The sequence below is a fragment of the Hymenobacter negativus genome, assembly GCF_016056375.1.
Lineage (GTDB): Bacteria > Bacteroidota > Bacteroidia > Cytophagales > Hymenobacteraceae > Hymenobacter > Hymenobacter negativus_A.
Map to the genome: position 1 here is coordinate 40,426 of NZ_JAEDAE010000010.1, position 25,459 is coordinate 65,884.

Here is a 25,459-nt window from a genome sequence, read left to right on the forward strand (position 1 = left end):
AAATCCCCGGTTTCCTATCCAATTTGTCGGGCTGGCAACGGCCTTCGTCTTTCTTCTCTTTCATGAAAGCTGTTTTACCTCTGGTTGCCGTATTGACGGCTGCTACGGCCTGCCGCGCCACCGCCCCGCCCGCCCGCAACACCTTGCCCAACCGCCAGGCCCTCACCGAAACCACCGTGCCCGAAAACGGCGAGCCCAGCCGCCGCGCCGGGCTGGAACTTCCCCCTCCCCTGCCCCCCGTGAAATACCCCGCAACCCGCAAAACCGACTTCACCGATACTTATTTCGGCACCAAAGTGCCCGACCCTTACCGCTGGCTCGAAGCCCTCGACTCGCCCGAAACCAAGGCTTGGGTGACGGCGGAGAATGAGGTGACTTTTGGCTATCTAAAGCAGATTCCGTTCCGGGATAAAATCCGCGAGCGCCTCACCAAAATCTGGAACTACGAGCGGTTTGGCGTGCCCGAGCAGGTGGGTTCGGAACTGGTATTCAGCAAGAACGACGGCTTGCAGAACCAGGCCGTGCTCTACCGCCAGCGCGGCACAGAGGAGCCGCAGGTACTGCTCGACCCCAACAAATTCTCGGCCGACGGTACCACCGCCCTGGCCGGCACCGAGTTCAGCAACGACCACCGCTACCTGGCCTATGCCACCAGCGGCGGCGGTTCTGACTGGCACAAGGTCCGCATCATGGACTTGACCACCAACAAGCTATTGCCCGAAACCCTGGAATGGGTGAAAGTATCGGGCACGTCGTGGACCAAGAACGGCTTCTACTACGGCCGCTACGACGCGCCCAAAGCCGGTGAAAACGGCCTTTCGGGTAAAAATGAGTTCCACAAGGTGTACTTCCACAAGCTAAACACGCCCCAGAGCGCCGACCAGCTGGTTTACGAAAACCCGAAAATGCCCCTCGGCTTTCGCTTCGCCAACGCCACGGAAGACGAGCGGTTTCTGGCCCTGACGCTTACCGATGGCAAGGCCGACGGCAACCAGTTGCTGGTGCGCGACCTCACCGACCCCAAGCAGGCCAAAACCTGGACCACGCTCATTTCGAGCTATGAGTTCAACAACAACGTCATCGGCAACGTGGGCGGCGAGGTACTGGTGTACACCAACTACAAGGCCCCCAACTACCGCGTCGTCCGCATCGACCCGAAGAAGCCCGCCGAAGCCAACTGGCACGACGTGCTGCCCGAAAGCAAGAACAAACTGGAAAGCGTGACCCAGGTGGGCGGCAAGCTCATTGCTGATTATCTGCACGATGCCAGCTCGCAGGTGAAGGTGTATTCGGAGCTGGGCAAGTTTGAGCACGACGTGCAGTTGCCGGCCATCGGCACCGCTAGCGGTTTTGGCGGCCGGCGCGATGCCAAGGCGGTGTACTATGCCTTCACCTCGTTCACCTACCCCACCACCATTTACAAGTACGACCTCGCCACCAACACCAGCACCGTTTTCCGCGCCCCGAAGGTGGACGTGAACCCGGCCGACTACGAAACCACGCAGGTATTTTACCCCAGCAAGGACGGCACGAAGATTCCCATGTTCATCGTCCGCAAAAAAGGCGTGGAGCTGAACGGCAAAAACCCCACCTACCTCTACGCTTACGGCGGCTTTAACATCTCGCTCACGCCCGGCTTCTCGGTGGCGCGCATGCTGTGGCTGGAGAATGGCGGCATTTTGGCCATTCCCAACCTACGCGGCGGCGGCGAGTATGGCGAAGCCTGGCACAAAGCCGGCATGACGCCCAATAAACAAAACGTGTTCGACGACTTCATAGCCGCTGCCGAGTACCTCAAAACCAACAAGTACACCGACTACGACCACCTCGCCATCGCGGGCGGCTCCAACGGCGGCCTGCTCGTCGGCGCCACCATGACGCAGCGCCCCGACCTCTGCAAAGTGGCCCTGCCCGCCGTGGGCGTAATGGACATGCTGCGCTACCAGACCTTCACCATCGGCTGGAACTGGGCTCCTGAATACGGCACTTCGGCCGATGCAGCCCAGTTCAAAAACCTGCTGGCGTTTTCGCCCCTGCACAACCTGAGGCCTGCCGTGTACCCCGCGACCATGATAACGACGGCCGACCACGACGACCGGGTAGTGCCCGCGCACTCCTTCAAGTTCGCCGCTGCTCTGCAAGCCGCCAACACCGGCCCCAACCCCACCCTCATCCGCGTGGATGTAAATGCCGGCCACGGCGCGGGCAAAAGCACCAAGCTGCAAATCGACGAGTGGGCCGACGTGTGGAGCTTCTGCTACGCCAACATGGACGTGACGCCGAATGTGAAATAGTCTATTGAATGCTGTAGAGACGCAATATTTTGCGTCTCTTCGTTGCACGAAAACGCCTGGGCAAGTTCCCGGTTGTTCAACGACGAGACGCGAAGTGTCGCGTCTCTACAGCGTTTAGCCCCTCTTTAATATGCAAATCGGAATTAGCTCATTTGGCGAAATCGCCCCAGCCCACGTAGTCGGCCAGGACCACGCCGCTGCCCAACGCATGCAGGAAATCCTGGCCATGGGCAAGCTGGCCGATGATACCGGCCTCGATGTGCTGGCCCTCGGCGAGCACCACCGGCCCGACTTCATCATCTCAGCCCCCGAAGTCATTCTGGCTGCCGTGGCCGCCATCACCAAACGCATCCGCCTCAGCAGCGCCGTCACCGTGCTCAGTTCCGTCGACCCGGTGCGCACCTTCCAGAATTTCGCCACCGTCGACCTCATTTCCAACGGTCGGGCCGAGATGATTGCCGGCCGCGGCTCCTTCATCGAGTCGTTTCCGCTGTTTGGTCAGGATTTGAAGGACTACGACGCGCTGTTTATCGAGAAGCTGCAGCTGTTCCTCAACATCAACGAGAACGAAGTGGTGACTTGGCAAGGCAAGCACCGCGCTTCCATCGACGCCAAAGGCGTGTACCCGCGCCCGGCCCAGGCCAAAATCCCGGTTTGGATTGGGGTGGGCGGCACGCCGGCCTCGGTGGTGCGGGCCGGGCAGTTGGGGCTGCCGCTCACCATTGCCATCCTGGGCGGGGCGCCGACGCAGTACGTGCCCTTTGCCGAGCTCTACCGCGAGTCGGCCCAGAAGGCCGGGCACGACGTGGCCGCCCTGCAGCTGGCCATCAACTGCCACCTGCACCTCGCTGACACCGCCGAGCAGGCCCGCGACGAGTTTTTCCCGCCCTACTCCACCCTCATGAACCGCATCGGCCGCGAGCGGGGCTGGTCGCCCATGGACCGCCGCCACTTCGACTACCTCTGCGGCCCACAGGGCCCGCTGCTGGTGGGCGCCCCGCAAGACATTATCGACAAGCTACTCTACCAGCACCGGCTGTTCAACAATACCCGCTTTCTGGCGCAGTTGGTCATCGAGGGCATTGCGCACCAGAGCGTGCTGCGCTCCGTGGAGCTGCTGGGCACCCAGGTGGCGCCGGCGGTGCGGGCGGCGCTGGGCGTCGCGGCTGTTCCGGCCTAAAGCGGCCGGGCGGGCTATATTTCCGAATGAAATCGACGCTTCTACTTGCTTGCTTATTCTGGCTGGTGGTTTCGCCGCAACTGGGATTTTCGCAAACGTACCGGCCCAACAACGACTGCGCGTTCCTGACCAGCAAGCGGATTTTCCACTATGTGAATGACGATTTGCCCCTGCAAGCGGCGGAGCTGAAAGACCTGCCGCTCACCCAACGGTTCGTTCCGGTTAAGCCAGCCGCTTTTCACCCCATCGAAGTAGCCGAATCGGAGCGGGCCTATGCCGATGGCCGCTTTGCCGATGCGGTGGCGGCCGTGGCGCAGGTGGCCACCCTTCGTCCGGCCGACCCCACGGTGTTGCATTGCTACGCACGGGCCCTGTACCGGCAGGAAGAAACCCGCAACCAAAGCTACCCTGTGTACCAGCGGCTCATTGCCCTGCTCAATAACTACGGCCAGGAAGGCCCCGAAGTGGTGAGCATCTACACGCTTTTCCTGGAAGCCTACTTCAAGCTGGCCACCCTGCAGCTCGACCACGCGCAGTGGGCCGCCGCGTCCTACAACCTTTCGCGGGCAGCGGCAGTCATGCAGTCGCTGGACGGAGTGGCCAGCGAAAACCGTCTGATGCGCGAGCAAATCCTGCAGTACCAAACCGAATGCTTTGCGCACCTGGGCAACGCGCCTTTGTGCCGCTACTTCGGCCGGCGCACCCTGCAGGCATTTCCCGAAAACCAATACGTGTTGGAATACCTGGCGAGGCTGCCAACGCCGAAAAAGTCGCCCACCCCACGCCGCTAAGCACCAAAAAGCCCCGCCTGCATGCACAGGCGGGGCTTTTTGCTTGAGCCGAGTACCGGCTTAGTAGCGGTACAGGTCCGACTTGAACGGGCCTTCTACCGGCACCTTGATGTAGTCGGCCTGCTTGCTGGTCAGCTCGTCCAGCTCCACGCCAATTTTGGCGAGGTGCAGGCGGGCCACCTTCTCGTCGAGGTGCTTGGGCAGGGTGTACACCTGGTTTTCGTACTGGTCGGCGCGCTGCCACAGCTCCAGCTGGGCCAGCGTCTGGTTCGTGAACGAGTTCGACATCACGAACGAGGGGTGGCCGGTGGCGCAGCCCAGGTTCACAAGGCGGCCTTCGGCGAGGATAATCACCTCTTTGCCGTCGATGGTGTAGATGTCGACCTGCGGCTTCACCGTGTCTTTGGTGTGGCCATAGTTCTGGTTCAGCCAAGCCATGTCGATTTCATCGTCGAAGTGGCCGATGTTGCAGACAATAGCCTTGTCCTTGAGGGCGCGGAAATGCTCCTCGCGGATGATGTCGCAGTTGCCGGTGGTGGTGATGACGATGTCGGCGCGCGGAATGGCGTTTTCCATCTTCTTCACCTCGAAGCCGTCCATGGCCGCCTGCAGGGCGCAGATGGGGTCAATTTCGGTCACGATAACGCGGGCGCCCGCGCCGCTCAGCGAAGCAGCGGTGCCTTTTCCTACGTCGCCGTAGCCGGCCACCACGGCCACTTTGCCAGCCATCATCACGTCGGTAGCGCGGCGGATAGCGTCCACGGCCGACTCTTTGCAGCCGTATTTGTTGTCAAATTTCGACTTCGTTACCGAGTCGTTCACGTTGATGGCGGGGAAGGGCAGCGTGCCCTGTTTCACGCGCTCATACAAGCGCAGCACACCAGTCGTCGTCTCTTCCGACACGCCTTTGATGCCGGCGGCCAGCTCGGGGTAGCGGTCCAGCACCATGTTGGTGAGGTCGCCGCCGTCGTCCAGAATCATGTTCAGGGGCTGACGGTCTTCGCCGAAAAACAGCGTCTGCTCGATGCACCAGTCAAACGAGGCCTCGTCCATGCCTTTCCAGGCATACACCGGGATGCCGGCGGCGGCAATGGCGGCGGCGGCGTGGTCCTGAGTCGAGAAGATGTTGCACGACGACCACGTTACCTCAGCGCCCAGCGCTTTCAGGGTTTCGATGAGCACGGCCGTTTGGATGGTCATGTGCAGGCAACCAGCAATGCGGGCACCTTTGAAAGGCTGGGCCGCGCCAAATTCTTCGCGCAGGCTCATCAAACCCGGCATTTCGGCTTCGGCGAGGCGGATTTCCTTGCGGCCCCACTCGGCCAGGCTCATGTCCTTTACTTTGTACGGAACGTACGTCTTCGTCGTGGTTTCCACCATGATACGGATTAATTTATGTGTGGCGATTCAACTGCAAAGATACTGGATTTGTTCGCCTTGTGCCACAAAAAAGCCCACGCCGGTTGGCGTGGGCTTTTTTGTGGCACAAGGCACTTCCCAGGGCTAATTGTTTGGTACAATGTAGGCCTTTGGTTTCAAGGTGGTGTCGAGGTTGCTCTCGGCGCCCCGCACGATGATGGTATATATTTTACCGGCTTCAAATGCTTTGGTACCGGTGCCGGAGCCCGAGCCATCACCCACATTAAACTGGAATGTGTTGGAAGGCGCGGTGCCCGTGGTAATAGCTAAGTTGAAGGTACCGGCGTTGATTTCCAAAAAGTTGGAGGCAGTGCCAAAAGCTACATTGGGAATACGGTCGGCATAGCCCACGGTCTGGGCTTCGCTCAAATTGATTGGCAGCGCGGTGCCCTGGCCACTATTGGTGCCAAGCCCCTGCGCAATGTGCACCAACCGGATTTTTGCCTTGCCGGGGGCAGGAGTAGTAGCCGGAGCGGTCAGGTCATCGGCCACTAGCAGGCCGGTGGTCGCATTGGTAGGGCCGGGATTGTAGGCGAAAAAAGAGTAGCTCTTGTCCTTGTCAATGGTCAGGGGCTGGGTAGACAGCACGGTGGTCCCGCCCACTATTTTGAAAGTGGGAGTGCCCGCGTTAATGGTCTGGTAGCTGGCAAACTGACCGTAGTTGAGCGAAGCTTTTTCCGCTTCATCGACCAGCACCTTCGCCGCGACGTTCACGTTTGCGGCGCCGTTGAAAATGGCAATTCTGGCCGTAGATGCCGCCGGCGTGGGCGTGGGCGTGTCGCTCTTGCTGCAAGCGGCCAGTAGCAGAGTGGCCGGCAGAATGGCCTGAATGGCGCGGCGGAATACGAAGGATGTTTTCATGAACAATATCGGATTGGTGGGTGAAACACGCGGCCCAAGGGGTAATTAGCCGGTTCGGCCTGAACGTGTGGCACCCCGGGTTTGTTGGGTTGGCAGTCAGAAAATATTACCACGACGCTCTGTTCAGCCCTTCAAGCACCATTATATTTGTTACTATGCACGAAATCAATCAGCTGCGCTCAGTTAAATGGCAGCTCCGTGGCGCGGCCACTATTATCCTATCCGTTAGCCTATTAGCTCCTGCATTAGCTCAGCAAGCCCCTGGTAGTATTCGCCTGTCCCCCGAAGACGAGGGGCGCGGCCTGGGTGGTCCCCAGCATAATTTCGACTTTTTGGCCCCGGGTGCCAGCGGCGATAACTACCAGACGGCCGGTTTCTTTGGGCAGAAACTACGCCCCTACCTGGCTGGCAATGCCGATGCCCTGGCCCACCTTGACGAGTACCGCCGCCAGAAGACTTTTTTCCTGATTGACCGCCTGGTGGCCGTCGGTTCGTTTGGCCTCTACGGCCAGCAGATTCTGGCCCACGGCGACCGGGTGTATTTTAATTCCACGCAGCAGGTAGCCATTGGGGTATTCGCCACCAGCCTGCTGGCTACGGTTTTTATCAATCGCAACACCAACTCGCACCTGCAACGGGCGGTGAAGTCATTTAACCAAGACGTGGCCCACGGCGGCACTTGGCAGCGCTTGCAGCCGGCCGCCATTGGCTTTGCGGCTGCGCCCACGGGCCAGCCCTTGCTCTCGCTGCGCTGGGCGTTGCGCTAACCGCCGCGTTTTCCCGTATAAGGTCTTCGATGGACTACCCCTTGCCCGAAGCGGCCCGGCGGTACGTGGCCGCGCACCTGCACGACGACCCCGCCCACCTGGCCCTCCAAGCCCGCCGCCACCCCGGCCTCCCCGTGCCCGAACTGGTGCGCCAGATTCAGGCCCGCCAGAAAGCCCGCGCCAAGCTACCCGCCTGGGCTGATAACCCGGAGCTGATTTTTCCGCCCGCCCTGTCCGTCGAGCAGGCGTCGTCGGCCCGCACGGCGGCTTTTAAAGCCAGCCTGGTAGGCGGCCAGCATTTGGCCGACCTCACCGGCGGCTTCGGCGCCGACTCAGCCGCCTTCGCTGCCCGTGTGACGCAGGTCGACTACGTGGAGCGCGACCCCGCACTGGCCGGCGTGGTACGCTACAATTTCAGCCAGTTGGGCATCGATAATGTCACGATTAATGCCGCCGATGCGGTGGCATTCCTGAAAAGTACGCCGCACCACTACGATTGGCTTTACCTCGACCCGGCCCGGCGCGACACGGCCGCCCGCAAAATTTTTCTGCTGCGCGACTGCGAGCCCGACGTGGTGAAACTGCTGCCATTGCTGCTGCACAAGGCCGATAAAGTCCTGCTCAAAACTTCGCCCATGCTTGATATCGAGCAAGCCGTACAGGGCCTGGCCCACGTGCGCCGCCTCTGGGTGGTAGCCGTGGATAACGAGGTGAAGGAAGTGCTCTACGAGTTGGGCCAAGAGCCCGCCATAGACCCCGAGCGCTTCGCCCTGAACCTACGCCGCGACGGCACTCAGCAGGAATTCCGCCTCAATCGCGCCCGCGAGGCCCGCGCTACGCCGCGCTACGCCGAGGCGCAGCAGTACCTCTACGAGCCCAACGCGGCGGTGCTCAAAGCAGGCGCCTTCCGCAGCATCGGCACGGCGTTCGAGCTACTTAAACTACATCAGCACAGCCACCTCTATACTTCGGATGTGCTACGAGCCAATTTTCCGGGGCGCGTTTTCAAAATCCTGGCCGTGGAAAAAGCCGATGGTACGGCCCTCAAAGCCCACCTCGGGCCGGAAGCGCGTGCCCACGTCACCACCCGCAACTTCCCCGATTCGGTGGCCGACTTCCGGCGGCGCACCGGCATCCGCGAGGGGGGGGATACCTACCTGTTTGCAACTACCGACCTGCGCGGGCGGTTGGTGGTGCTGGTTTGCGAAAAGCTCACGGCTCCGGTGAATGGCGCAGCTGCCTTCGCCTAGCGCAGGAAGTGCGGTGCCACTTAGCCAGCACAAAAGCCACCCTAACTGGTTGTGAGCCGTAGAGTAGCTGCGCGGCCAGTGCAGCGCTTTTCACTCAACAGCTCAGTTAATGCGTTTTACAGATAAGGTGTGCCTGGTAACGGGCGGAACGTCCGGCATCGGCCGGGCCTGCTGCGTGCGGCTGGCTGCCGAAGGTGGTACTGTGGTGGTGCTGGGCCGCGACAGAGCCGACGGGGCCGAAACCGTGCGCCTGATTACCAAAGCCGGCGGCAAAGCAATTTTCATGACCTGCGACCTGGCCAAACCCCGCGCCATCAGCGGCGTGGTGAAGAAAGTGCTGGCCAAGTACCACCGCATCGACGTGCTGGTGTGCGACGCAGCCATGATGACCTTCGACCATCTCGTGGACCTGCCCCTGCCTCAGTGGGACCTGCTGATGTTGGTGAACCTACGCTCCCTGGCCCAACTCACCCAGCTCTGCCTGCCGCACATGCCCAAGGGCAGTGCCATTGTAGCCATCAGCTCGGTGCACGCCCACCAGACCACTGCCAACGTGGTACCCTACGCCACTAGCAAGGGTGCGCTCGAGGCCTTCGTGCGCGGCCTGAGCCTGGAGCTCGACCGCAAGCAAACCCGCATCAATGCCGTGGCTCCCGGCGCCGTGGACACGCCCATGCTCTGGAGCAATCCCAACGTGAAAAACGGCACCGAGAAAGTAGACAAAGCCACCGTGGGCACGCCCGAGGAGCTGGCCGCCGCCATTGCCTTCATGGCTTCCCCCGAAGCCAGCTTCGTGCACGGCACAACACTGGTCGTTGATGGTGGTCGGCTGGCGCAACTGTAGCTTCATATCGATGCCGCTGAATTATGGCAGCTATTTTTCGTTGGCTGCTGAACTCTACCGCATTTCCTCGGCAAATGCATAGCCATCAATAGCTCGGATTTCCGTACTTTTGCGCCGCGCCCGCCCGCCGGTTTCGGCCTGGCGGGCGCACTTCGTTTCTATCTTCCGTTCTTTTCGCGCACTCAATGCCCTATCTGTTCACTTCCGAATCAGTTTCGGAAGGCCATCCCGATAAAGTTGCCGACCAGATTTCCGACGCCATCCTCGACGAGTACTTGCGCCAGGACCCCACTGCCAAAGTAGCCTGCGAAACGCTCGTGACGACCGATTTTGCTCTCGTTGCCGGCGAAATTAAGTCCACGGCCCACGTCGATGCCGAGCCCATCGTGCGCGAAACCATTCGCCGCATCGGCTACAACAAGCCCGAATACCTCTTCAACGCCGACACCTGCGAGGTGATGAACCGCTTGCACGAGCAGTCGCCCGACATCAACCAGGGCGTGGAGCGTGCCAAGGACGAAGACCAGGGCGCCGGCGACCAGGGCATGATGTTCGGTTACGCCAGCCACGAAACGGCCAACTACATGCCCCTGGCCCTCGACCTCTCGCACCGCCTGCTGCAGGAATTAGCCGCCATCCGCCGCGAGGGCACGGCCATGCCCTACCTGCGCCCAGATGCCAAGAGCCAGGTAACCATCCGCTACTCCGACGACCACAAGCCCGAGGCCATCGACACCATCGTCATCAGCACGCAGCATGACGAGTTCGATGCATCGGAGAGCGTGATGCTGGATAAAATCAAAGCCGATGTGCTCTCGATTCTCATCCCGCGCGTGAAAGCCGGCCTGAGCGCCGATGCCCAGGCCCTGTTCACCGACAAAATTATCTACCATATCAACCCCACCGGCAAGTTCGTCATCGGTGGTCCCCACGGCGACTCCGGCCTTACCGGCCGCAAAATCATCGTGGATACCTACGGTGGCAAGGGTGCGCACGGCGGCGGTGCCTTCTCCGGCAAAGACTCTTCGAAAGTAGACCGCTCGGCTGCTTACGCCGCCCGCCACATCGCCAAAAACCTGGTGGCCGCCGGCGTGGCCGACCAGGTGCTGGTGCAGGTGGCCTACGCCATCGGCGTGGCCCAGCCCGTGGGCGTGTTCGTGACCACCTACGGCACCATCAAGGCCAAGAACGCGGCCGGCCAGCCCCTCACCGACGGCGAAGTGGCCGAGAAGGTGAACAAGCTGTTCGACCTGCGCCCCTACGCCATTGTGAAGCGCTTCGGCCTGCAAAACCCCATCTTCGCTCAGTCGGCGGCTTACGGCCACATGGGCCGCCAGCCCGGCACCGTGAACGTGGTGATGCCCGGCGGCGAAACCAAAACCTTCGAAACCTTCACCTGGGAAAAGCTCGATTACGTGCCCCAGATTAAGGCCGAGTTCGGGCTGTAATCCCGACAAACCCCGTCAACAAAAAGCCCCGTCTGACTTATCAGGCGGGGCTTTTTGTTGGGCAGAACGCCAACTTTATTAATGGGCAATGGCCTTTTCCTTGTGCTTCGTAATCTGACGGCGCAGGCTTTCGGTAGCGGCATCGGCGGCGGCTTCAAACGAAGCAGCGTCTTCCTGGCTGAACAGGATGTTGCCAGGCACCAGCAGCTTTATCTCGACGGTTTTGTTCTCGATGCCGTCTTTATTGTTGAGGCGCATAATAACCTCGCCTTCGGTAACCCTATCGTAAAAAGTTTCCAGCTTATTCAAACGTTGCTGAACAAAATCAAGCAATTTCTGGTCGGCGTCGAAGTGCACCGAGTGCATCTGTACTTTCATAAGGTGGGTGATTAAGAGGTAAAAGGGTAAACAGAAACTCAGGCCCGGGGGTGGGCCTGTTCAAATACGGATTTCAGGCGGTCCACGGACAAGTGCGTATACACCTGCGTGGCCGCCAAACTGGCGTGGCCCAGCAATTCTTTGATGGAATTCAGGTCGGCTCCCTTACCCAGAAGGTGCGTGGCAAAGGCGTGCCGCAACGCGTGCGGGTGCTGCTGCGCCCCGGAAGTCGTAATCTGGCTCAAATAGCGCTTCACGGTGCGGTACACAAACTTTTCATACATCGCGTCGCCCTTGTCGGTGAGCAGCAGCGGGCCGCCCACCGTGCCAAACTCGTGCGCCCGCCGGGCCTGGTAGCGCTCAATCACGAGCTTCAGCGTGGGATTCAGGGGCACGAGGCGCTGCTTGTTGCCCTTGCCGGTTACGCGCACGGTGCTGGCCCCCAGGCTCACATCGTCGGCATGGATGCCAATGAGTTCCGAGAGACGAATGCCAGTGCCGTACAGCATCTCCAGCACTAGCTGGTCGCGCTGCCCCGCAAAGTCGTCGCCAAATTCAAACGTGTTCAGCAAGCCGTTCAGCGCCTCCTCGGGCACAAATTCGGGTAGCTTTTTGGCCATTTTCGGGGCCTTAATGCGCAGCATGGGGTTGCTGTCAATAAGCCCGTTGCGGAGCAGGAATTTGTAGTACGAGCGCAGGCAGGCCACTTTGCGGTTCACGGTGCGCGGGTCCAGGTTTTCCTGCATCAGTTCCACCACCCAGCCGCGGATTAGCGCGTGCGTGGCCTGAGCGGGGTCAGTCAGTTCATAAGCCGACTTGAGGTAGGCCGCAAACTGTCCCAAATCGGTCTGATAGGAGACAATCGTATGCGGACTGTAGCGCCGCTCAAAGCGCAAAAAATCGAGAAAAGCATCCATACCAACACCAAAAAAGCCCGGCGGTTGGGCCGGGCATCCAATGTAGCATTTTTTTAGTTGAAGCCAAGCCTAGCGCTCAGGTATGGACGCGAAAAAACCGGCCGGCTTGCCAACGGAGGCAAACCAGCCGGTTTTCAACAAAGCTAAACGGCCGAAAAACTTTCGGGCTATTCGCCGGGCTGGCCGTAGGTGGCGAGCTTGTAAACAGCCTTCTGCTTCATCTTGCGCTCGGTGATGCTGGGCTTTTGGAAGAACGTGCGACGACGCAGCTCTTTCAGAACGCCGGTGCGCTCGAATTTCTTTTTGAAACGCTTCAGAGCGCGGTCAACCGATTCGTTGTCTTTGATTTGAATGATAATCATATCAGGGAATGAGGGAGATTTTCTGAGGGAGGCGGTGTAAACCGGGCCGCAAAGATAATCACGGATTTATCGGATTCAAACGGATTTCACGGATTTTGTAGTCGATTCATTTCCAACGTCTAGGCGAGGGCGACCGAACAAGACCTAAAACCCGCGAAATCCGCCAAAATCCACGGTTTATTTAAGCAGTACGCGGGCAATAACCAGCTTCTGAATTTCGCTGGTGCCCTCGCCGATGGTGCAGAGCTTGGCGTCGCGGTAGTACTTCTCAGCCGGGTAATCCTTGGTGTAGCCGTAGCCGCCGAAGATTTGAACGCCTTCGTTGGCGGTGCGCACGGCCACTTCTGAAGCGTAGAGCTTAGCCATGGCCGATTCGAGGTTCACGTTCAGGCCGCGGTCCTTCATGTCGGCAGCGCGGTAGGTGAGCAGGCTGGCGGCCTCCACTTCCGTGGCCATATCGGCCAGCTTGAAGCTGATGCCTTGGAAGCTGCTGATGGGTTTGTTGAACTGGTGACGCTCCTTGCTGTACTTGGTGGCCGCCTCCAAAGCGCCCTGGGCAATGCCCAGGCTGAGCGCGGCAATGCTGATGCGGCCGCCGTCAAGCACTTTCAGACTCTGCACAAAGCCGTCGCCCACTTTGCCGATGACGTTTTCCTTGGGCACTTTGCAGTCGGTAAAAATCAACTCGGTGGTTTCCGAGGCGCGCATGCCCAGCTTGTCTTCCTTGCGACCGGCCTCAAAGCCCGGCGTGCCGCGCTCGATGATGAAGGCCGTCATGCCGTGCGAGTCGCCCACTTCGCCGGTGCGCACAATCACCACGGCCACGTTGCCGGATTTGCCGTGGGTGATAAAGTTTTTCGCGCCGTTGATAATATAATTTTCGCCGCTCTCGTCGAGCACGGCGGTGGTGCGCATGTTGCCGGCATCGGAGCCGGTGTTGGGCTCGGTGAGGCCCCAGGCCCCAATCCATTCGCCGGAAGCGAGCTTGGGCAGGTATTTCTGCTTCTGCTCTTCGGAAGCATGCTGGAGGATGTGGCCGGTGCAGAGCGAGTTGTGGGCGGCCATGCTCAGGCCGATGCTGCCGTCAATCTTGGCCAGCTCGGCAATGGCGGTCACGTACTCAACGTAGCCAAAACCGGCTCCGCCGTACTCCTGGGGCACCAGCACGCCCATCAGGCCCAGCTCGCCAAGCTTATGAAACACGTCGATGGGAAACTCCTGGCTTTCATCCCATTTCATCATCTCGGGCTTGATGTGTTGGGCGCCAAAATCGCGCACCATCTGCGCTATCATGGTCTGGTTTTCGGTGGCTACGGCTTCCATGTAAAGGGAACTAAGGGTGGGATTTGGGAGAATGTAAGGTAGTGGGTACTGCAACGGCCATTTAGCCGTTTTCGGTCCACGAAAGTACGATTCAGGCAGTTGGCAACGAGGAGGGCGCAGCCCAGCGCAACCACCTGTAGTTGAATGGGCGCGGCAAAAGCGTTACTTTTGAGGCTTTTTGGGGGGAATCTGCCTTTCGAGGCCAAAATTTTTCCTGGTTTTTGTTTGATATCGCCCTAATTGGCCTTCATGCCGACATTTCCCTTTCGCCGCCTCAAGCCGCTGTGGCTGCTGGCCCTGCCCGCGCTACTGCTTTTTTCGTCGTGCGTTTCCACTCATTATTACAACCAGCGCACCATGTTCCGGCTTACCGACAGCCAGGGCCGCCAGCTGGACACCACTAAACTGCGCAAGGCGGTGAACCGCACCGCGCGCAACTACCTCATTCAGCCCAACGATTTTCTGGAGGTGCGGGTGAACACCAACAAGGGCGAACGTATTCTGGACCCCAACGGCGAGCTGCAATTTGGCCAGCCCAGCGGGGCGCTGCCCAGCCGGAGCGCGGGCGCCGCCACCAGCCCCAGCACCAGCGGCAACGCTCGGACGGTGGTGGGCCAACGCCCCGTGGGCCAGACGGCCGGTAGCGCCACAGCGGGCTCCGAGTTTCTGGTGCAGGCCGATGGCACGGTGGTATTGCCCCTGGTGAACCGCGTGAAGGTGAGCGGCTTGTCGTTGCTGCAGGCCGACAGCCTGCTGCAGGTTCGCTATAACGAATACTACAAGGAGTCCTTCGTGACTACGCGCGTGACCAACAACCGCGTCTTTATTCTGGGGGCACCGGGCGGCCAGGTAATTACCCTTGCTAATGATAACATGAACCTGATTGAGGTGCTGGCACTAGCTGGCGGCCTCGATGGAGGCACCAGCAATGGGGGCAGCAACAACCAGGGCTTCTACCGCTACGGCGGCAAGGCCAGCAACATTCGGATTATTCGGGGTGACCTAAAGAATCCGCGCATTCAGCAGGTGGACCTGACTACGCTGGATGGAATGCGCCGGGCCAACCTGCAAATGGAGCCGAATGATATTATTTACGTAGAACCAGTACATCGCCCGGTACTGGAAACCCTGACCGACGCGGCTCCAATCATCAGCTTTGCCTCGCTCGTTCTGACGACTACCCTTGTTATTATCAGCGTTATAAAATAAAACTGAGCGTTAGTTCTTTTATCATACCCAGCACGCTTGCTGGTAATAACATTACAATGGCCGTAAACGAAAACTCGGAGTTGGAAGAGCTCATCCGGAATGCCAGCGGCGGAGCCGTAGAGCCTTCGGTTGTGTCCAACGCCGGAGGCAATGAGGCAGACGACGATTCCGCCAGCCTGGATGTGGCCACTTTGGTATTAGTGGCCCGGCGCAGCCTGCTATGGATGATTTTGCTGATTATTCTCGGCGTTACGGCTTCGTGGCTGTACCTGCGCTACACCAAACCGGTATATAAGTCGACGTCTCTGCTCAAAATTGACGAGCGCAACGAGGGCAGCGCCCTGGGCCTGGCCGGGCAGATGGCTCCGGCCGTGGTGGACAAAGCCCACGGCAACAAGCTAGCCGGCGAGGTGGAACTGATTAAGTCCAACATCATCTACCGGCGGCTGAAAGACTCGCTGGACCTTGATGTGAACTACTACGTGCAGGGCACCGTGCTGGAGTCAGAAATGTACGGCACCTCTCCTTTCCGGGTGGTTTACAAAATCACGGACAAGGCGCTGTACAACCGCAAGTTTGACTTAAAATTTGTGAGCAGACAGCGGTTCAAGCTTGACTTCATCAACCAGAATCGGCCGCAGGGTGGCGAATATGCGTTGGGGCAAACCATTTCCCTGCCCGGCATTACCCTGCAGGTGCTCCCCACCTCGCAGATGACTAAGGAGGCTCTGGACGGCAGTTACCACTTCACGGTGCAGGACGATAACACCGTGAGCGCCTACCTGGATAAGAACCTGACCGTTGAGATTGTGAACCCGGACGCCAACACGATTGGCATCTCGTTCAACGATTTTAATCCCGTAAAAGCACAGGACATCGTTAATAAAATTGACTCGGTGTACCTGGTCGAGAAAATTGCAAGCAAACAAGAGGCCACCCAAAAGCAGCTCCGTTTTCTGGACAAGATTTCGGAGGAGAACCGCAAAAGCCTGCAGGAGGCCGAAGACAAAATGCAGGCCTTTGTGCAGAGCTCGGGCACGTACGATGTGAAGACCGAGGTGGGCACCATCAGCGAAAAGCTGGAAAAGCTGGAAGAAGACCGGCTCAAACTGGCAGAGACGCTGACGTTGCTGGGTCAGGTGGCCCAAATGGCGCAGCAGGGCAGCCTCACGCGCGATGAAAACCAGACGGTGCAACAGAGCATTCCCGCGCTGGCCGACATCAAAGACCCGCAGCTGGGCGACCAGTTGGCTGAGCTCAACAGCCTGCAATGGAACCTGCGGCGTCTGTCGCGCTCCTACACCGACAAAACAGAAGTAGTGCAGGCCGAACAGGCCAAAATAAACTTTGCCCGCAACAACATCCAGCGGCTGCTGCTGCAAAACCAAAAGCTGCTGCGCCGTAGCATGGACGAGCTCAACGCCCAACGCGCCAAGCTTACCGGGGAGTTGCAAAGCCTGCCCGAGAAGGGCACCGAGCTGGCCCGCCTGCAACGTCCGTTGGACTTGTACGAAAAGTCCTTCCTGATGCTACTGGATAAGAAAATGGAGTTCAACATCGAGAAAGCTGGCACCACGGCCGACTTTCAGATTTTGTCGCCGGCCTCGCCACCCTCGCCGCCTATTTTCCCCAATAAGCTCATTGTGTACGCCGTGGGGCTGGCGGGCGGACTGTTGCTGGGCCTGGGCCTGATTGCGGTGCGCTACCTGATGCACAATACGGTGACCAACGTGCGGGAGCTGGAGCGCAACACCAAAGCGTCGGTGCTGGGCATCATCCCAACCTACGACAAGGAGAAGATGGAAGTGTCGCGCCTGGTGGTGGACAAGAACCCCAAATCGGCCATTTCCGAGTCCATTCGCTCTATTCGAACCAACCTGGATTTCATCAGCTCGGCCAAGAAGAAACGGCTGATTTCGGTGACGTCCACCATCTCCGGCGAAGGGAAGACCTTTGTGACTGTTAACCTCGGCGGCATTATTGCCCTGTCGGGGCAGAAGGTTATCATCCTGGATTTGGACATGCGCAAGCCCAAAGTCAACCTGGCCTTTGGGGCCGAAAACACGCGCGGGGTCAGTACCATCCTCATTGACCGGCACAACGTGCAGGAGTGCATTCAGCCCACAAGCATCGACTCGCTGCAGTTTATCTCGGCCGGCCCCACGCCGCCCAACCCCTCGGAGCTGATTCTGAGCGACCGGTTTGATACCATGATTCAGGAGCTGTTTCAGCTTTATGATGTTATTCTGATTGATACGCCCCCCGTGGGTTTGGTCACAGATGGTATCCTTATCATGCGCAAGGCCGATATTCCGCTCTACATTGTGCGAGCCGGCTACTCGCGTAAGACGTTCGTTAAGAACATGAACCGGCTGATGCGTAGCAACAACTTCACGCGCATGTGCACCATCCTCAACGATGCGCAATCGGGAGGTGGCTACGGCTACGGTTATGGCTACGGCTACGGCTATGGCTACGGTGCGTATGGGCAGGGCTATTACGAAGAGCCCGCGACCAAACAGTTGTCCTTTGGCGAGAAGCTGAAGAAGTTTTTCACCTAATATTCTCAGGATAAATGGCTTCGCTCTGGCAACGTCTTTTTGGCGGGGCGACTTCCGCTCCGGTGGCCACGGCTTCGCTGGCGGCCCTGGCGGTTGATATGCACTCGCACCTGCTGCCCGGCCTCGACGACGGAGCCGAAACCGTGGAGCATTCGCTGGACCTGCTCCGGGCCTTGCGCGGCCTCGGCTACCGTAAGCTGGTGATGACGCCCCACATCATGGGCGACTTCTACAAGAACACGCCGGAAGGCATTCGGGCCGCGCTGAAGCGGCTGCGCGAAGCTGCCGCCGCCGCCGGCCTGCACGACGTAGCGCTCGAATGTGCCGCCGAATATTACCTCGACGAGTTTCTGGGCCGCAAGCTGGCCGATGGCACCGAAATGCTCACCTTCGGCGGCGACAAGCGCTACCTGCTGTTTGAAACATCGTACATGAACGAGCCGCTGAACTTGTTCGATACTATTTTCGAGATGAAGGCCCAAGGCTACCAGCCGGTGCTGGCTCATCCGGAGCGTTATACTTATTTATACGGTCGCTTTGCCGAAATTGAGAAGATGCGCCACGACCACGGTGTGCTACTCCAGGTGAATCTGAATTCGCTGGCGGGCTACTACTCCCCCGCCGCCAAAAAAGTAGCGGAGCAGCTGATTGATGGCGAATTAGTTGACTTTGTGGGTACTGATGCCCATCATCTTCGCCATACCGATACCCTGGCCCAGCGCACACTGCCGCAGCCTTACATGGAGAAGCTGCTCAAGCTGCCCTTGCTGAATAACACGCTTTAACAAATGGTCCGCCAGGAGTGCTTAGCTGGCCATTATTGGCTCGTTGATACCATTTATTTGCTCTGAGCGTTCATTACCGACTTCATGATATTTGTAACCGGCGGCACCGGCCTTATTGGCTCTTTTCTGTTGCGGGCGCTGCGGGAGCGGGGGCTGGCAGTGCGCGCGTTGTACCGGAGCGCGATACCTGCCGACGCCGCCCCGGGCGTGGAATGGCTGGCCGGCGACTTGCTTGATACCGAACAGCTGCGGGTGGCCCTTACGCCCGATGTCACGCATGTTTTTCACTGCGCAGGGCTGGTTTCATATGCCCCACAGGACGAGGACCGGTTGCTGAGCGTGAACGTGCAGGGCACCGCGGCCGTCGTCGATGCCTGCTTGGAGCGGCCGGGCATTCGGCTGGTACACGTGTCGTCGGTAGCGGCGCTGGGCGGGCCAGCAGCGGGCGCTACGGCCGCCCCCGGCGAGGTGCTTACCGTGACCGAAAAAGCTTCCTGGGACCTGGGCGCAGCCCATCCGGCCTACGCCACGTCCAAATACCTGGGCGAGCTGGAAGTATGGCGCGGGGTGGCCGAAGGGCTGTCGGCCGTTATCGTGAATCCATCGGTGGTGCTGGGGCCGGGCGACTGGCACCGCAGTAGCACGCGCTTATTGCGCTACGCGCACCAGCAGCACCGCTTCTACACCCGTGGCCTCATCAATTTTGTAGATGTGCGCGATGTGGTGGCCCAGTTGCTGGCCCTAGCCTTCGACCAGCCCGAAGCGGACGGTCAGCGCTATATTTTAAGCGCCGAAGCAGTGCCCTTAGCCGATTTTTTTCGGCAGGCCGCGACGGCCATGCAGCGCCGCCCGCCCACGGTGGCCGTGCCCGACTGGGCCGCCGAAATCATCTGGCGGCTGGAGCACGCCCGGGCAGTGCTCACGGGCGCCCGGCCGCTCATCACCAAAGACACGGCCCGGGCCGGACGGCAGCCGGTGGTGTACAGCCACGCCAAAGTACAGAGCACTACCGGGCTCTCATTTCGGCCGTTGGCCGACACCCTGGCGTGGTGCGCGGCCGAGCTAGGGGCGAAACCCGGCAGCCGCGAACCGGTTATCGTATCTTAGCAACAGTCAGATTGCACGGTTTTGGCCAATATTTGTTATAATTGATAGAGTACTAAAAAAGTGGAGTGGAATGGTTCTGGCAAGCGGTGACACAAATGCCTCCGGTCGCTGGATTCGCTAATTCACAAAACCAGATTAATCCACTTAACTGCGATTTTATGCGCATGAACGAACATTTTGAAAACCACCGGACCGTGCTGGATACCGTGCGTCGCTTCGAGCGTATGTTGGCCCAGCAGGAGTCTGTTTTCTTCGACCTGGAAGACTTCGAGAACATCATCGACCATTACGTGACGAGTGCAGCGTTTGACAAGGCCCTCCAGGCCTGTGAGGCGGCCCTCGGCCAATACCCTTTCTCAACTGAGTTGCTGATTGACCGCGCGCAAGTGACGGCCATGCGCGGCGACTACACCGAAGCCGAGCGTCAGATTGACGCCGTAGCGGCCCTGGACCCTACCAACGCCGACGTGGCCGTGACGCGGGGCATTATCAGCACGCAGCGGGGCGAATTTGCGCAGGCAGTAGAGTTTTTCCGCACCGGCCTGGAGCAGGAGCCCGAGCGCGAGGATATTCACTTCAACCTGGGCCTGGCCTTTCAGAGCTGGCAGAAATTCAAGAGTGCGGCCAAGCACTACAAGCAAAGCCTGCGCCTTAATCCCGACAACGAAACCGGGGTGCAGGAGCTCTTGCACTGCCTCGACATCACGGCGCGGCTGGAGGAGCACGAGGAATTCTTCAAGCGCTTCACCGACGATGACCCGTATTCAGCCACGGCCTGGTACAACTTGGGCCAGTACTGGTACCGTCGCGAGGACTTTGAGAAGGCTGCCGAAGCATTTGACTTTGCCGTGACCATCCGTGCCGATTTCTACGATGCCCACCACTGGCTGGCCGATACCTTCGTGTGCCAGCAGGAGTACCTGAAGGCCATTCCCGAGTTTGAAATGGCCTACCCCCCCGGCGAGCCGACCGATGAGGCATTGTGCAACATCGGCGAGTGCTACGAGAAACTGCGCGAGTGGGAGCCCGCCCGCAAGTTCTATCGCCAGGCACTGGAGTTGAACCCGGAGATGGACGAGGCCTGGTTTGGCCAGGGCGTGCTGTTGCAGGAGCAAGGGCGCTGGTTCGAGGCCATACATTACTTCCGCAAAGCAACCGAGCTATACGCCGAAAGCGGCGAGTACTGGTCGGCGCTGGGCGCGGCCGAAAACCAGGTGGGCAATGTGGTAAGCGCGCTCGAATCGTATGAGAAAGCCACCGAAGTAGCCCCCGACGACGTGCAGGGCTGGGTGAGCTGGAGCGCCATTCTCTACGAACAGGGCCATTTCAGCGAAGCGGCAGACTTGGTGCGCCACGCCGTGGAGCTGCACCCGCACGAAGCGCATTTCCACTACATGCTGTGCGCCTACCTGTTGGCCGATGGCCGCATGAAAGAGGCATACGGCGTACTCGAAACGGCCCTTACGCTCAACTATGAGCAGCACGTTATTCTGTTCGACTACTTCCCTCAACTGCGTGAGCAGCCGGGCTTGAAACGACTCATTGAGCAGTTTCGGAAATAACATTTTGGCTTAATGCTACTTTTGTAACCGCCCGTCAGCCGACGGGCGGTTTTTCTTTGCCCGCGCCACCCGTTTTTTAGAGCGGGCAAACACTCCTCAAATTCTCATATTTCACTTTTTATTAATGAATTACGACCTCTCTCAACTGCCAGAGCGCACTGCCAAGCCCCGCGAGCAGGGCTACACCATGGTAATGGACAAAGGCATGAGCCTGCGCGAAGTTGAAGACTTTCTGGAAGTGGGTGAATCCTACACCGATATTGTGAAGCTGGGCTGGGCCACGTCCTACGTGGTACCCAACCTGAAGCGCAAGCTTGAAATCTACCGCGAAGCCAACATTCCGGTGTATTTCGGCGGCACCCTGTTCGAGGCCTTCATCATCCGCAACCAATTCGACGATTACCGCCGCCTGCTGGACACCTACGGCATGGAATACGCTGAGGTGTCGGACGGCAGTATTGACCTCGACCACGAGCGCAAATGCGAGTACATACGCGAACTAAGCAAGACCGTGCGCGTGCTGAGCGAAGTAGGCTCGAAAGATGCTGAAAAAATTATTCCGCCCTACAAGTGGATTTCGCAGATGCAGACCGAACTCGAAGCCGGGGCCATCAAGGTAATCGGCGAGGCCCGTGAGGGTGGCAACGTGGGCTTGTTCCGCAGCACCGGCGAAGTTCGCTCGGGCCTGGTGGAGGAAATTCTGACCAAGATTCCATCGGAGAAAATCCTGTGGGAAGCGCCCCAGAAAGCTCAGCAAGTGTGGTTCATCAAGCTGCTGGGAGCCAACGTAAACCTTGGCAACATCGCCCCTAATGAGGTAGTAAGCCTCGAAACCATCCGACTGGGCTTGCGCGGCGACACGTTCTCGCACTTCCTCGATATGGATGCTGTGGACCCCATGTTCCAGCCAGCGGCCAAGACCGGCAAGCCCGGCACTTCCATGCCCCGCGGCTAAGGAAGCATAGGGCACTAGCTTAAAACTCAGAAGGCCCGTTGTGCTACGCACAACGGGCTTTTTCTGTAGGCATTGGCCTAACGCAACACAAAAAAAGCCGGCCTCCTTGCGGAAGCCGGCTTTTCTATGGGCCGAAGCCGTGGTCAGCTTATTGCTTCACCACTTTCAGGTTCTTCACTTCGCCGGTGGGCAAGGTGAGTTTCACCAGGTACACACCAGCTTTCAGGTCGCTCATGCCAGCAACCGAAGCATCGGTGAGGCTGCCCGTCAGGACTACGTTCTGCTGTTGCAGGGTGCGGCCCGTCATATCGGTCACCAGCAGCTTGGCGGTGCCCGTAGCGGCCGATTGCAGGGCTACGTGGAGTTCGTTGCCAGCATTGAGGGGGTTCGGGTAGGCCACGAAGCTGGAGGCAGGAGCCTTGCCTTCGAAGCTAACAACCGTGGGGGCAAAGAAGGCATCTTTGCCGTCCAGGTCAATCTGGTGCAGGCGGTAGTAACGCTTGCCCGTCTTATTGGCCTCCTTGTCTACATAGCTGTAGTTGGTCACTTGCGTAGTGTTGGGCGAAGCACTCGGAATCGAGGCCAGTGTGCGGTACTCGGTGCCATTGGTCGAAACCTGCACTTCGTAGCCTTTGCTGTTTTCTTCCGTGGCCGTCTGCCAGGTCACCAGCGCATCGCTGCCGATGCGCTTGGCATCAAATGCCATCAGGCGAACGGGCAGCGGGGTTTCGGTGCTGCCCAGCGTGAAGGTGGCAAACTGCGTAACGCCGGTTTTGGTCACGTTGTTGTTCACCTGGTCTACCGGACCATCGCGGCCAATCAGGCTGAAAGCGCCGCCACCGTTGGTCGAGAGGAAGATGGTCAGTTGGTCTTCCGGGATACTGCTGTTGCCAGGAGTGCGGATGTCCGGACCATTCAGGCCTTGGGTTTCCGAATCGCGGTAGTGAAAAATCATCGTAGCGGTGAGGCCACCAGTATTGGTAGCCTGGTCGGAAGGACGCACACCGAAGATGCGGCGGATGCCGAATCGGCCACTAACAGGGGCATAAGCTTCTACCGTGTTGCGGGTTACGTCTACCTGGCCGGGGCTGTTGGTACCGTTGAAGGTCAGCGTCAGGCCCATGTTACCATAGGTACGGGTCTCTCCTACTGCAACGCCCAAACGGGTGGTGCGAGCGAAACCACGCAGGTACGATATATCCGTTTCGCCGTTCAATTGCGCACCGTTGTTACCATTGACAATACCCCGGTCAGCCAGTACAATTACTGAGAGCAAAGGCTTGGTAATATCAGTGGTCAGAACGCCTGCATTGGCATTAAGCTGCGTGTAGGGGTTTGGAATAATGGTATTAACCGAATTCACACTGGGAGTCAGGAAGTTGATGGCCTCCGCCACGTTCATGATGCCAACCACGTCCTTGCGGCCGCCACCCGAGATATCAACCCGCTGGAACGAGCCGCCCGAGATGGTCTGGGTAGTGCTACCTGCAAACTCCATGATGGTGTTCTCGCGCTGGATGAAGCTGTCGTAGCTGTTATCGAAATTGCCGTAAACCTTCAGCTGTCCTTTTACAAGACGGGTAATGGAGCGCGAGCCCTGCGAAGTACCACCCATGATGAGGTTGAGGGCTTTGGCCGGACCCGAACCAAGGTTGCTATAGGTAGGCGTCGTAGCGTCCGAGTTGATGTTGGGGTACGGAACACCGCTACCAGCACCCAAGTCACGAATCAGGGCGTTCTTGGTTTCGTCCGGAACGCCATTGCTCCAGTTACGGGCATCAAACCAGTTGTCGTTGATGGAACCCGTCCAGATGGTTTGGGCCACCGGCGTACCAACTACCGTGAAATTAGCCGAGTAGAAGTTTGCAGGAGCACCGTTCGGGTCCGTGATGGTGAAGTTCGTATTCGTGATGGAGTTCGTACCGCTGGCCTGGTAGTACACATCAACCACGTAGTTGCCAGCAGCAACGACGGCCGGAGTGGCAATCAGGTTGGGCTGGGGGTTGATGCCGTTAACACCGGGGTCGAGGATAAACGTGCGCTGGCCATTGACCGTGTTGCCGGACTGCGTGAGGTTGATGGGCTGGAAGCCACCGCCAGGCGTGCCGCTCAGGCGAGTACGGTAGTAAAGCACCACGTTGGTAATGGTGTTAGCACCGGCTTCGGTGGTGGTTACCGTCGTAGCATCCAGGCGCAGCTGGCCGTCGTTCACGTTGTAGGTAGTACCGTTGTTGCTAGAGGAGCTCAGGTCAGCACCCTGGAAGGGGCGCGGCGTGTTGGGGTTGATGTTGTAGATAACAGTCCCGCTATTGTTCGGAGAAATACCGATGGTATTAGCCTGAATGGTTGGAGCAGGCGTCTTGGTACCGGCTACATCGAAAGTAGCAGCATAAGAATTAGGGTCGTTGGCTCGCTGTGGCAGGCCAGTACCATTTACCTGATAGGTGGCGTGGAAAGACACTTGAATGGTGTAGCCATTGCCAGCATTAGAGATGAGGCTAATCAGGTTAGTGTTTCCGCTGCCAAGCATGAAGGTGCGCACACCATTGCTGGAACTGGTTTGGGTCAGTTGCAAAGCACCATTGCTGATAGCATTAAAGCTAGGGTCATACAAGGTATAGTCCAGAGTGGCGCCGTTAACAACGTAAGTACCTGATTCGGTGGTCGTTACCGTACCGCCCAATAGAATGAGCTGACCAGCATTGATGTCGAAAGCCGGGGTAGTAGTCGAGCCAGGTTTCTGGTCAATCAACTTCGTGTTAAAGCCAGTACCAACGTAGGTCACCGGGCCGTTGCCCTGGTCAACACTCACCGATTCGCCGGAAAACAGGACTTCGTTACGGGGAGGTGATACTAGAGTAAAGACCGAATTGCGGATGGGGGACTGACGGGCATTGTCGTCCGTATCCGTCACACGGAAACGGATATCAAAACGATTAGAGCTTCCAGGGGTCACCGAGCTAGCTGCTGAGGAGAGCAAGTTGATTGCTGCACCGCTGATGGTGAACGTACGAATGTTAGTTCCAGCATCCAATACGCCAGTACCCAAGTCGATGGAGACGAAAGCAGGGTTTGTGCCAGTAGAAGCAGTACCGAAGTTTCCAGGAAACACACGGTACAACAACTCACCAGTGGTATATGTAGCATTACCAGCGGTTTCCTGTACGCTTACAGTTCCGCCAGTAATCTGAAATACATCAGAGGTATTGAAAGTACCAAAATCCTTGTTATAGAAGTTATTAGTACCTGTAGTACCCGCCTGAGTATCGTATGTGCCCGATGTGCCACGCACATTCAGTGTAACTGAACTGCTCACAATCTGAGCCGAAGCCGTCAGCGAAGAGCCCAGGCCCAAGAAGATGGCGAACAGTGGAATGAGAGAACTGAGGAAGCTTCGCTGTCGCAGCAGCTTCTGAGTAAAGGTTAAAGTTTGCATGTAATTGGAG

Annotated in this window: 20 protein-coding genes; 13 read left to right on the plus strand and 7 right to left on the minus strand. The window is 58.7% G+C overall.

All coding sequences use genetic code 11. The features are described from left to right. Positions 1 to 62: 62 nt before the first annotated feature. The 3 genes from I7X13_RS18065 to I7X13_RS18075 all read left to right on the plus strand — a co-directional run bounded on the left by I7X13_RS18065 (position 63) and on the right by I7X13_RS18075 (position 4,265). Positions 63 to 2,294, plus strand: a complete 2,232-nt coding sequence (locus I7X13_RS18065; RefSeq protein WP_198076554.1) for a prolyl oligopeptidase family serine peptidase — start codon at positions 63 to 65, stop codon at positions 2,292 to 2,294. 130 nt (positions 2,295 to 2,424) lie between these two features. Next, on the plus strand, positions 2,425 to 3,474 hold the full coding sequence (locus tag I7X13_RS18070; protein ID WP_198076555.1) for an LLM class flavin-dependent oxidoreductase: 1,050 nt from the start codon (positions 2,425 to 2,427) through the stop codon (positions 3,472 to 3,474). A 26-nt stretch (positions 3,475 to 3,500) separates the two neighbouring features. After that, entirely contained in the window at positions 3,501 to 4,265 is a 765-nt protein-coding gene (locus I7X13_RS18075; RefSeq protein ID WP_198076556.1) for a hypothetical protein, read from the plus strand. Between the two features lie 60 nt (positions 4,266 to 4,325). Here the strand turns inward: I7X13_RS18075 and ahcY are convergent, their stop codons facing one another. Both ahcY and I7X13_RS18085 read right to left on the minus strand, forming a co-directional pair. After that, entirely contained in the window at positions 4,326 to 5,645 is a 1,320-nt protein-coding gene (ahcY, locus tag I7X13_RS18080) for an adenosylhomocysteinase (RefSeq protein WP_198076557.1), read from the minus strand. A gap of 123 nt (positions 5,646 to 5,768) precedes the next feature. Further along, positions 5,769 to 6,545, minus strand: coding sequence for a DUF4397 domain-containing protein (locus I7X13_RS18085; protein WP_198069798.1), 777 nt, complete (start codon positions 6,543 to 6,545; stop codon positions 5,769 to 5,771). A 155-nt stretch (positions 6,546 to 6,700) separates the two neighbouring features. Here I7X13_RS18085 and I7X13_RS18090 point away from each other — a divergent pair, with 155 nt between their 5' ends. From I7X13_RS18090 to metK, 4 genes are all read left to right on the plus strand, one after another. Further along, entirely contained in the window at positions 6,701 to 7,312 is a 612-nt protein-coding gene (locus tag I7X13_RS18090) for a hypothetical protein (RefSeq protein WP_198076558.1), read from the plus strand. Between the two features lie 29 nt (positions 7,313 to 7,341). Then, the gene (locus tag I7X13_RS18095) at positions 7,342 to 8,562 is read left to right on the plus strand and encodes a class I SAM-dependent methyltransferase (RefSeq protein ID WP_198076559.1); all 1,221 of its coding nucleotides are present in this window, start codon (positions 7,342 to 7,344) and stop codon (positions 8,560 to 8,562) included. Positions 8,563 to 8,671: 109 nt separating this feature from the next. Continuing rightward, positions 8,672 to 9,406, plus strand: coding sequence for an SDR family NAD(P)-dependent oxidoreductase (locus I7X13_RS18100; protein ID WP_198076560.1), 735 nt, complete (start codon positions 8,672 to 8,674; stop codon positions 9,404 to 9,406). A 185-nt stretch (positions 9,407 to 9,591) separates the two neighbouring features. Further along, complete coding sequence (gene metK, locus I7X13_RS18105) at positions 9,592 to 10,854, plus strand: methionine adenosyltransferase (protein ID WP_198069794.1); 1,263 nt, start codon at positions 9,592 to 9,594, stop codon at positions 10,852 to 10,854. Positions 10,855 to 10,932: 78 nt separating this feature from the next. Here metK and hpf read toward each other — a convergent pair whose 3' ends face one another. The 4 genes from hpf to I7X13_RS18125 all read right to left on the minus strand — a co-directional run bounded on the left by hpf (position 10,933) and on the right by I7X13_RS18125 (position 13,834). Continuing rightward, positions 10,933 to 11,232, minus strand: coding sequence for a ribosome hibernation-promoting factor, HPF/YfiA family (hpf, locus tag I7X13_RS18110; protein WP_198069793.1), 300 nt, complete (start codon positions 11,230 to 11,232; stop codon positions 10,933 to 10,935). A gap of 38 nt (positions 11,233 to 11,270) precedes the next feature. Further along, positions 11,271 to 12,149, minus strand: a complete 879-nt coding sequence (locus I7X13_RS18115; protein ID WP_198069792.1) for a tyrosine-type recombinase/integrase — start codon at positions 12,147 to 12,149, stop codon at positions 11,271 to 11,273. 167 nt (positions 12,150 to 12,316) lie between these two features. After that, positions 12,317 to 12,511, minus strand: coding sequence for a 30S ribosomal protein S21 (rpsU, locus tag I7X13_RS18120; RefSeq protein ID WP_168672574.1), 195 nt, complete (start codon positions 12,509 to 12,511; stop codon positions 12,317 to 12,319). A 177-nt stretch (positions 12,512 to 12,688) separates the two neighbouring features. After that, on the minus strand, positions 12,689 to 13,834 hold the full coding sequence (locus I7X13_RS18125) for an acyl-CoA dehydrogenase family protein (RefSeq protein ID WP_198069791.1): 1,146 nt from the start codon (positions 13,832 to 13,834) through the stop codon (positions 12,689 to 12,691). 249 nt (positions 13,835 to 14,083) lie between these two features. Between I7X13_RS18125 and I7X13_RS18130 the strand changes: the two genes are divergently transcribed. The 6 genes from I7X13_RS18130 to I7X13_RS18155 all read left to right on the plus strand — a co-directional run bounded on the left by I7X13_RS18130 (position 14,084) and on the right by I7X13_RS18155 (position 22,013). Further along, positions 14,084 to 15,043 (plus strand): polysaccharide biosynthesis/export family protein, encoded by a 960-nt coding sequence (locus I7X13_RS18130; RefSeq protein WP_198069790.1) that lies wholly within the window; start codon positions 14,084 to 14,086, stop codon positions 15,041 to 15,043. A gap of 56 nt (positions 15,044 to 15,099) precedes the next feature. Then, a complete protein-coding gene (locus tag I7X13_RS18135; RefSeq protein ID WP_198076561.1) occupies positions 15,100 to 17,604 on the plus strand; it encodes a polysaccharide biosynthesis tyrosine autokinase in 2,505 nt (834 codons plus the stop codon). A gap of 14 nt (positions 17,605 to 17,618) precedes the next feature. Beyond that, positions 17,619 to 18,389: a tyrosine-protein phosphatase gene (locus I7X13_RS18140; RefSeq protein WP_233454843.1), complete on the plus strand. Its 771-nt coding sequence runs from the start codon at positions 17,619 to 17,621 to the stop codon at positions 18,387 to 18,389. 84 nt (positions 18,390 to 18,473) lie between these two features. Continuing rightward, positions 18,474 to 19,496 carry an NAD-dependent epimerase/dehydratase family protein gene (locus I7X13_RS18145; RefSeq protein ID WP_198076562.1) on the plus strand — a complete coding sequence of 341 codons (1,023 nt, stop codon included), beginning with the start codon at positions 18,474 to 18,476 and terminating at the stop codon, positions 19,494 to 19,496. A gap of 164 nt (positions 19,497 to 19,660) precedes the next feature. Further along, complete coding sequence (locus tag I7X13_RS18150) at positions 19,661 to 21,058, plus strand: tetratricopeptide repeat protein (protein ID WP_198076563.1); 1,398 nt, start codon at positions 19,661 to 19,663, stop codon at positions 21,056 to 21,058. Positions 21,059 to 21,182: 124 nt separating this feature from the next. Further along, complete coding sequence (locus I7X13_RS18155) at positions 21,183 to 22,013, plus strand: phosphosulfolactate synthase (RefSeq protein ID WP_198069787.1); 831 nt, start codon at positions 21,183 to 21,185, stop codon at positions 22,011 to 22,013. Between the two features lie 148 nt (positions 22,014 to 22,161). On the opposite strand, the gene I7X13_RS21955 is transcribed toward I7X13_RS18155, so the two are convergent. Continuing rightward, positions 22,162 to 24,825: a T9SS type A sorting domain-containing protein gene (locus I7X13_RS21955; protein ID WP_198076564.1), complete on the minus strand. Its 2,664-nt coding sequence runs from the start codon at positions 24,823 to 24,825 to the stop codon at positions 22,162 to 22,164. Positions 24,826 to 25,459 lie beyond the last annotated feature (634 nt).

Coding starts and splice junctions, on each gene's coding strand:
- I7X13_RS18065 (WP_198076554.1), top strand. CDS start 63: ATGAAAGCTGTTTTACCTCTGGTTGCCGTATTGACGGCTGCTACGGCC.
- I7X13_RS18070 (WP_198076555.1), top strand. CDS start 2,425: ATGCAAATCGGAATTAGCTCATTTGGCGAAATCGCCCCAGCCCACGTA.
- I7X13_RS18075 (WP_198076556.1), top strand. CDS start 3,501: ATGAAATCGACGCTTCTACTTGCTTGCTTATTCTGGCTGGTGGTTTCG.
- ahcY (WP_198076557.1), bottom strand. CDS start 5,645: ATGGTGGAAACCACGACGAAGACGTACGTTCCGTACAAAGTAAAGGAC.
- I7X13_RS18085 (WP_198069798.1), bottom strand. CDS start 6,545: ATGAAAACATCCTTCGTATTCCGCCGCGCCATTCAGGCCATTCTGCCG.
- I7X13_RS18090 (WP_198076558.1), top strand. CDS start 6,701: ATGCACGAAATCAATCAGCTGCGCTCAGTTAAATGGCAGCTCCGTGGC.
- I7X13_RS18095 (WP_198076559.1), top strand. CDS start 7,342: ATGGACTACCCCTTGCCCGAAGCGGCCCGGCGGTACGTGGCCGCGCAC.
- I7X13_RS18100 (WP_198076560.1), top strand. CDS start 8,672: ATGCGTTTTACAGATAAGGTGTGCCTGGTAACGGGCGGAACGTCCGGC.
- metK (WP_198069794.1), top strand. CDS start 9,592: ATGCCCTATCTGTTCACTTCCGAATCAGTTTCGGAAGGCCATCCCGAT.
- hpf (WP_198069793.1), bottom strand. CDS start 11,232: ATGAAAGTACAGATGCACTCGGTGCACTTCGACGCCGACCAGAAATTG.
- I7X13_RS18115 (WP_198069792.1), bottom strand. CDS start 12,149: ATGGATGCTTTTCTCGATTTTTTGCGCTTTGAGCGGCGCTACAGTCCG.
- rpsU (WP_168672574.1), bottom strand. CDS start 12,511: ATGATTATCATTCAAATCAAAGACAACGAATCGGTTGACCGCGCTCTG.
- I7X13_RS18125 (WP_198069791.1), bottom strand. CDS start 13,834: ATGGAAGCCGTAGCCACCGAAAACCAGACCATGATAGCGCAGATGGTG.
- I7X13_RS18130 (WP_198069790.1), top strand. CDS start 14,084: ATGCCGACATTTCCCTTTCGCCGCCTCAAGCCGCTGTGGCTGCTGGCC.
- I7X13_RS18135 (WP_198076561.1), top strand. CDS start 15,100: ATGGCCGTAAACGAAAACTCGGAGTTGGAAGAGCTCATCCGGAATGCC.
- I7X13_RS18140 (WP_233454843.1), top strand. CDS start 17,619: ATGGCTTCGCTCTGGCAACGTCTTTTTGGCGGGGCGACTTCCGCTCCG.
- I7X13_RS18145 (WP_198076562.1), top strand. CDS start 18,474: ATGATATTTGTAACCGGCGGCACCGGCCTTATTGGCTCTTTTCTGTTG.
- I7X13_RS18150 (WP_198076563.1), top strand. CDS start 19,661: ATGAACGAACATTTTGAAAACCACCGGACCGTGCTGGATACCGTGCGT.
- I7X13_RS18155 (WP_198069787.1), top strand. CDS start 21,183: ATGAATTACGACCTCTCTCAACTGCCAGAGCGCACTGCCAAGCCCCGC.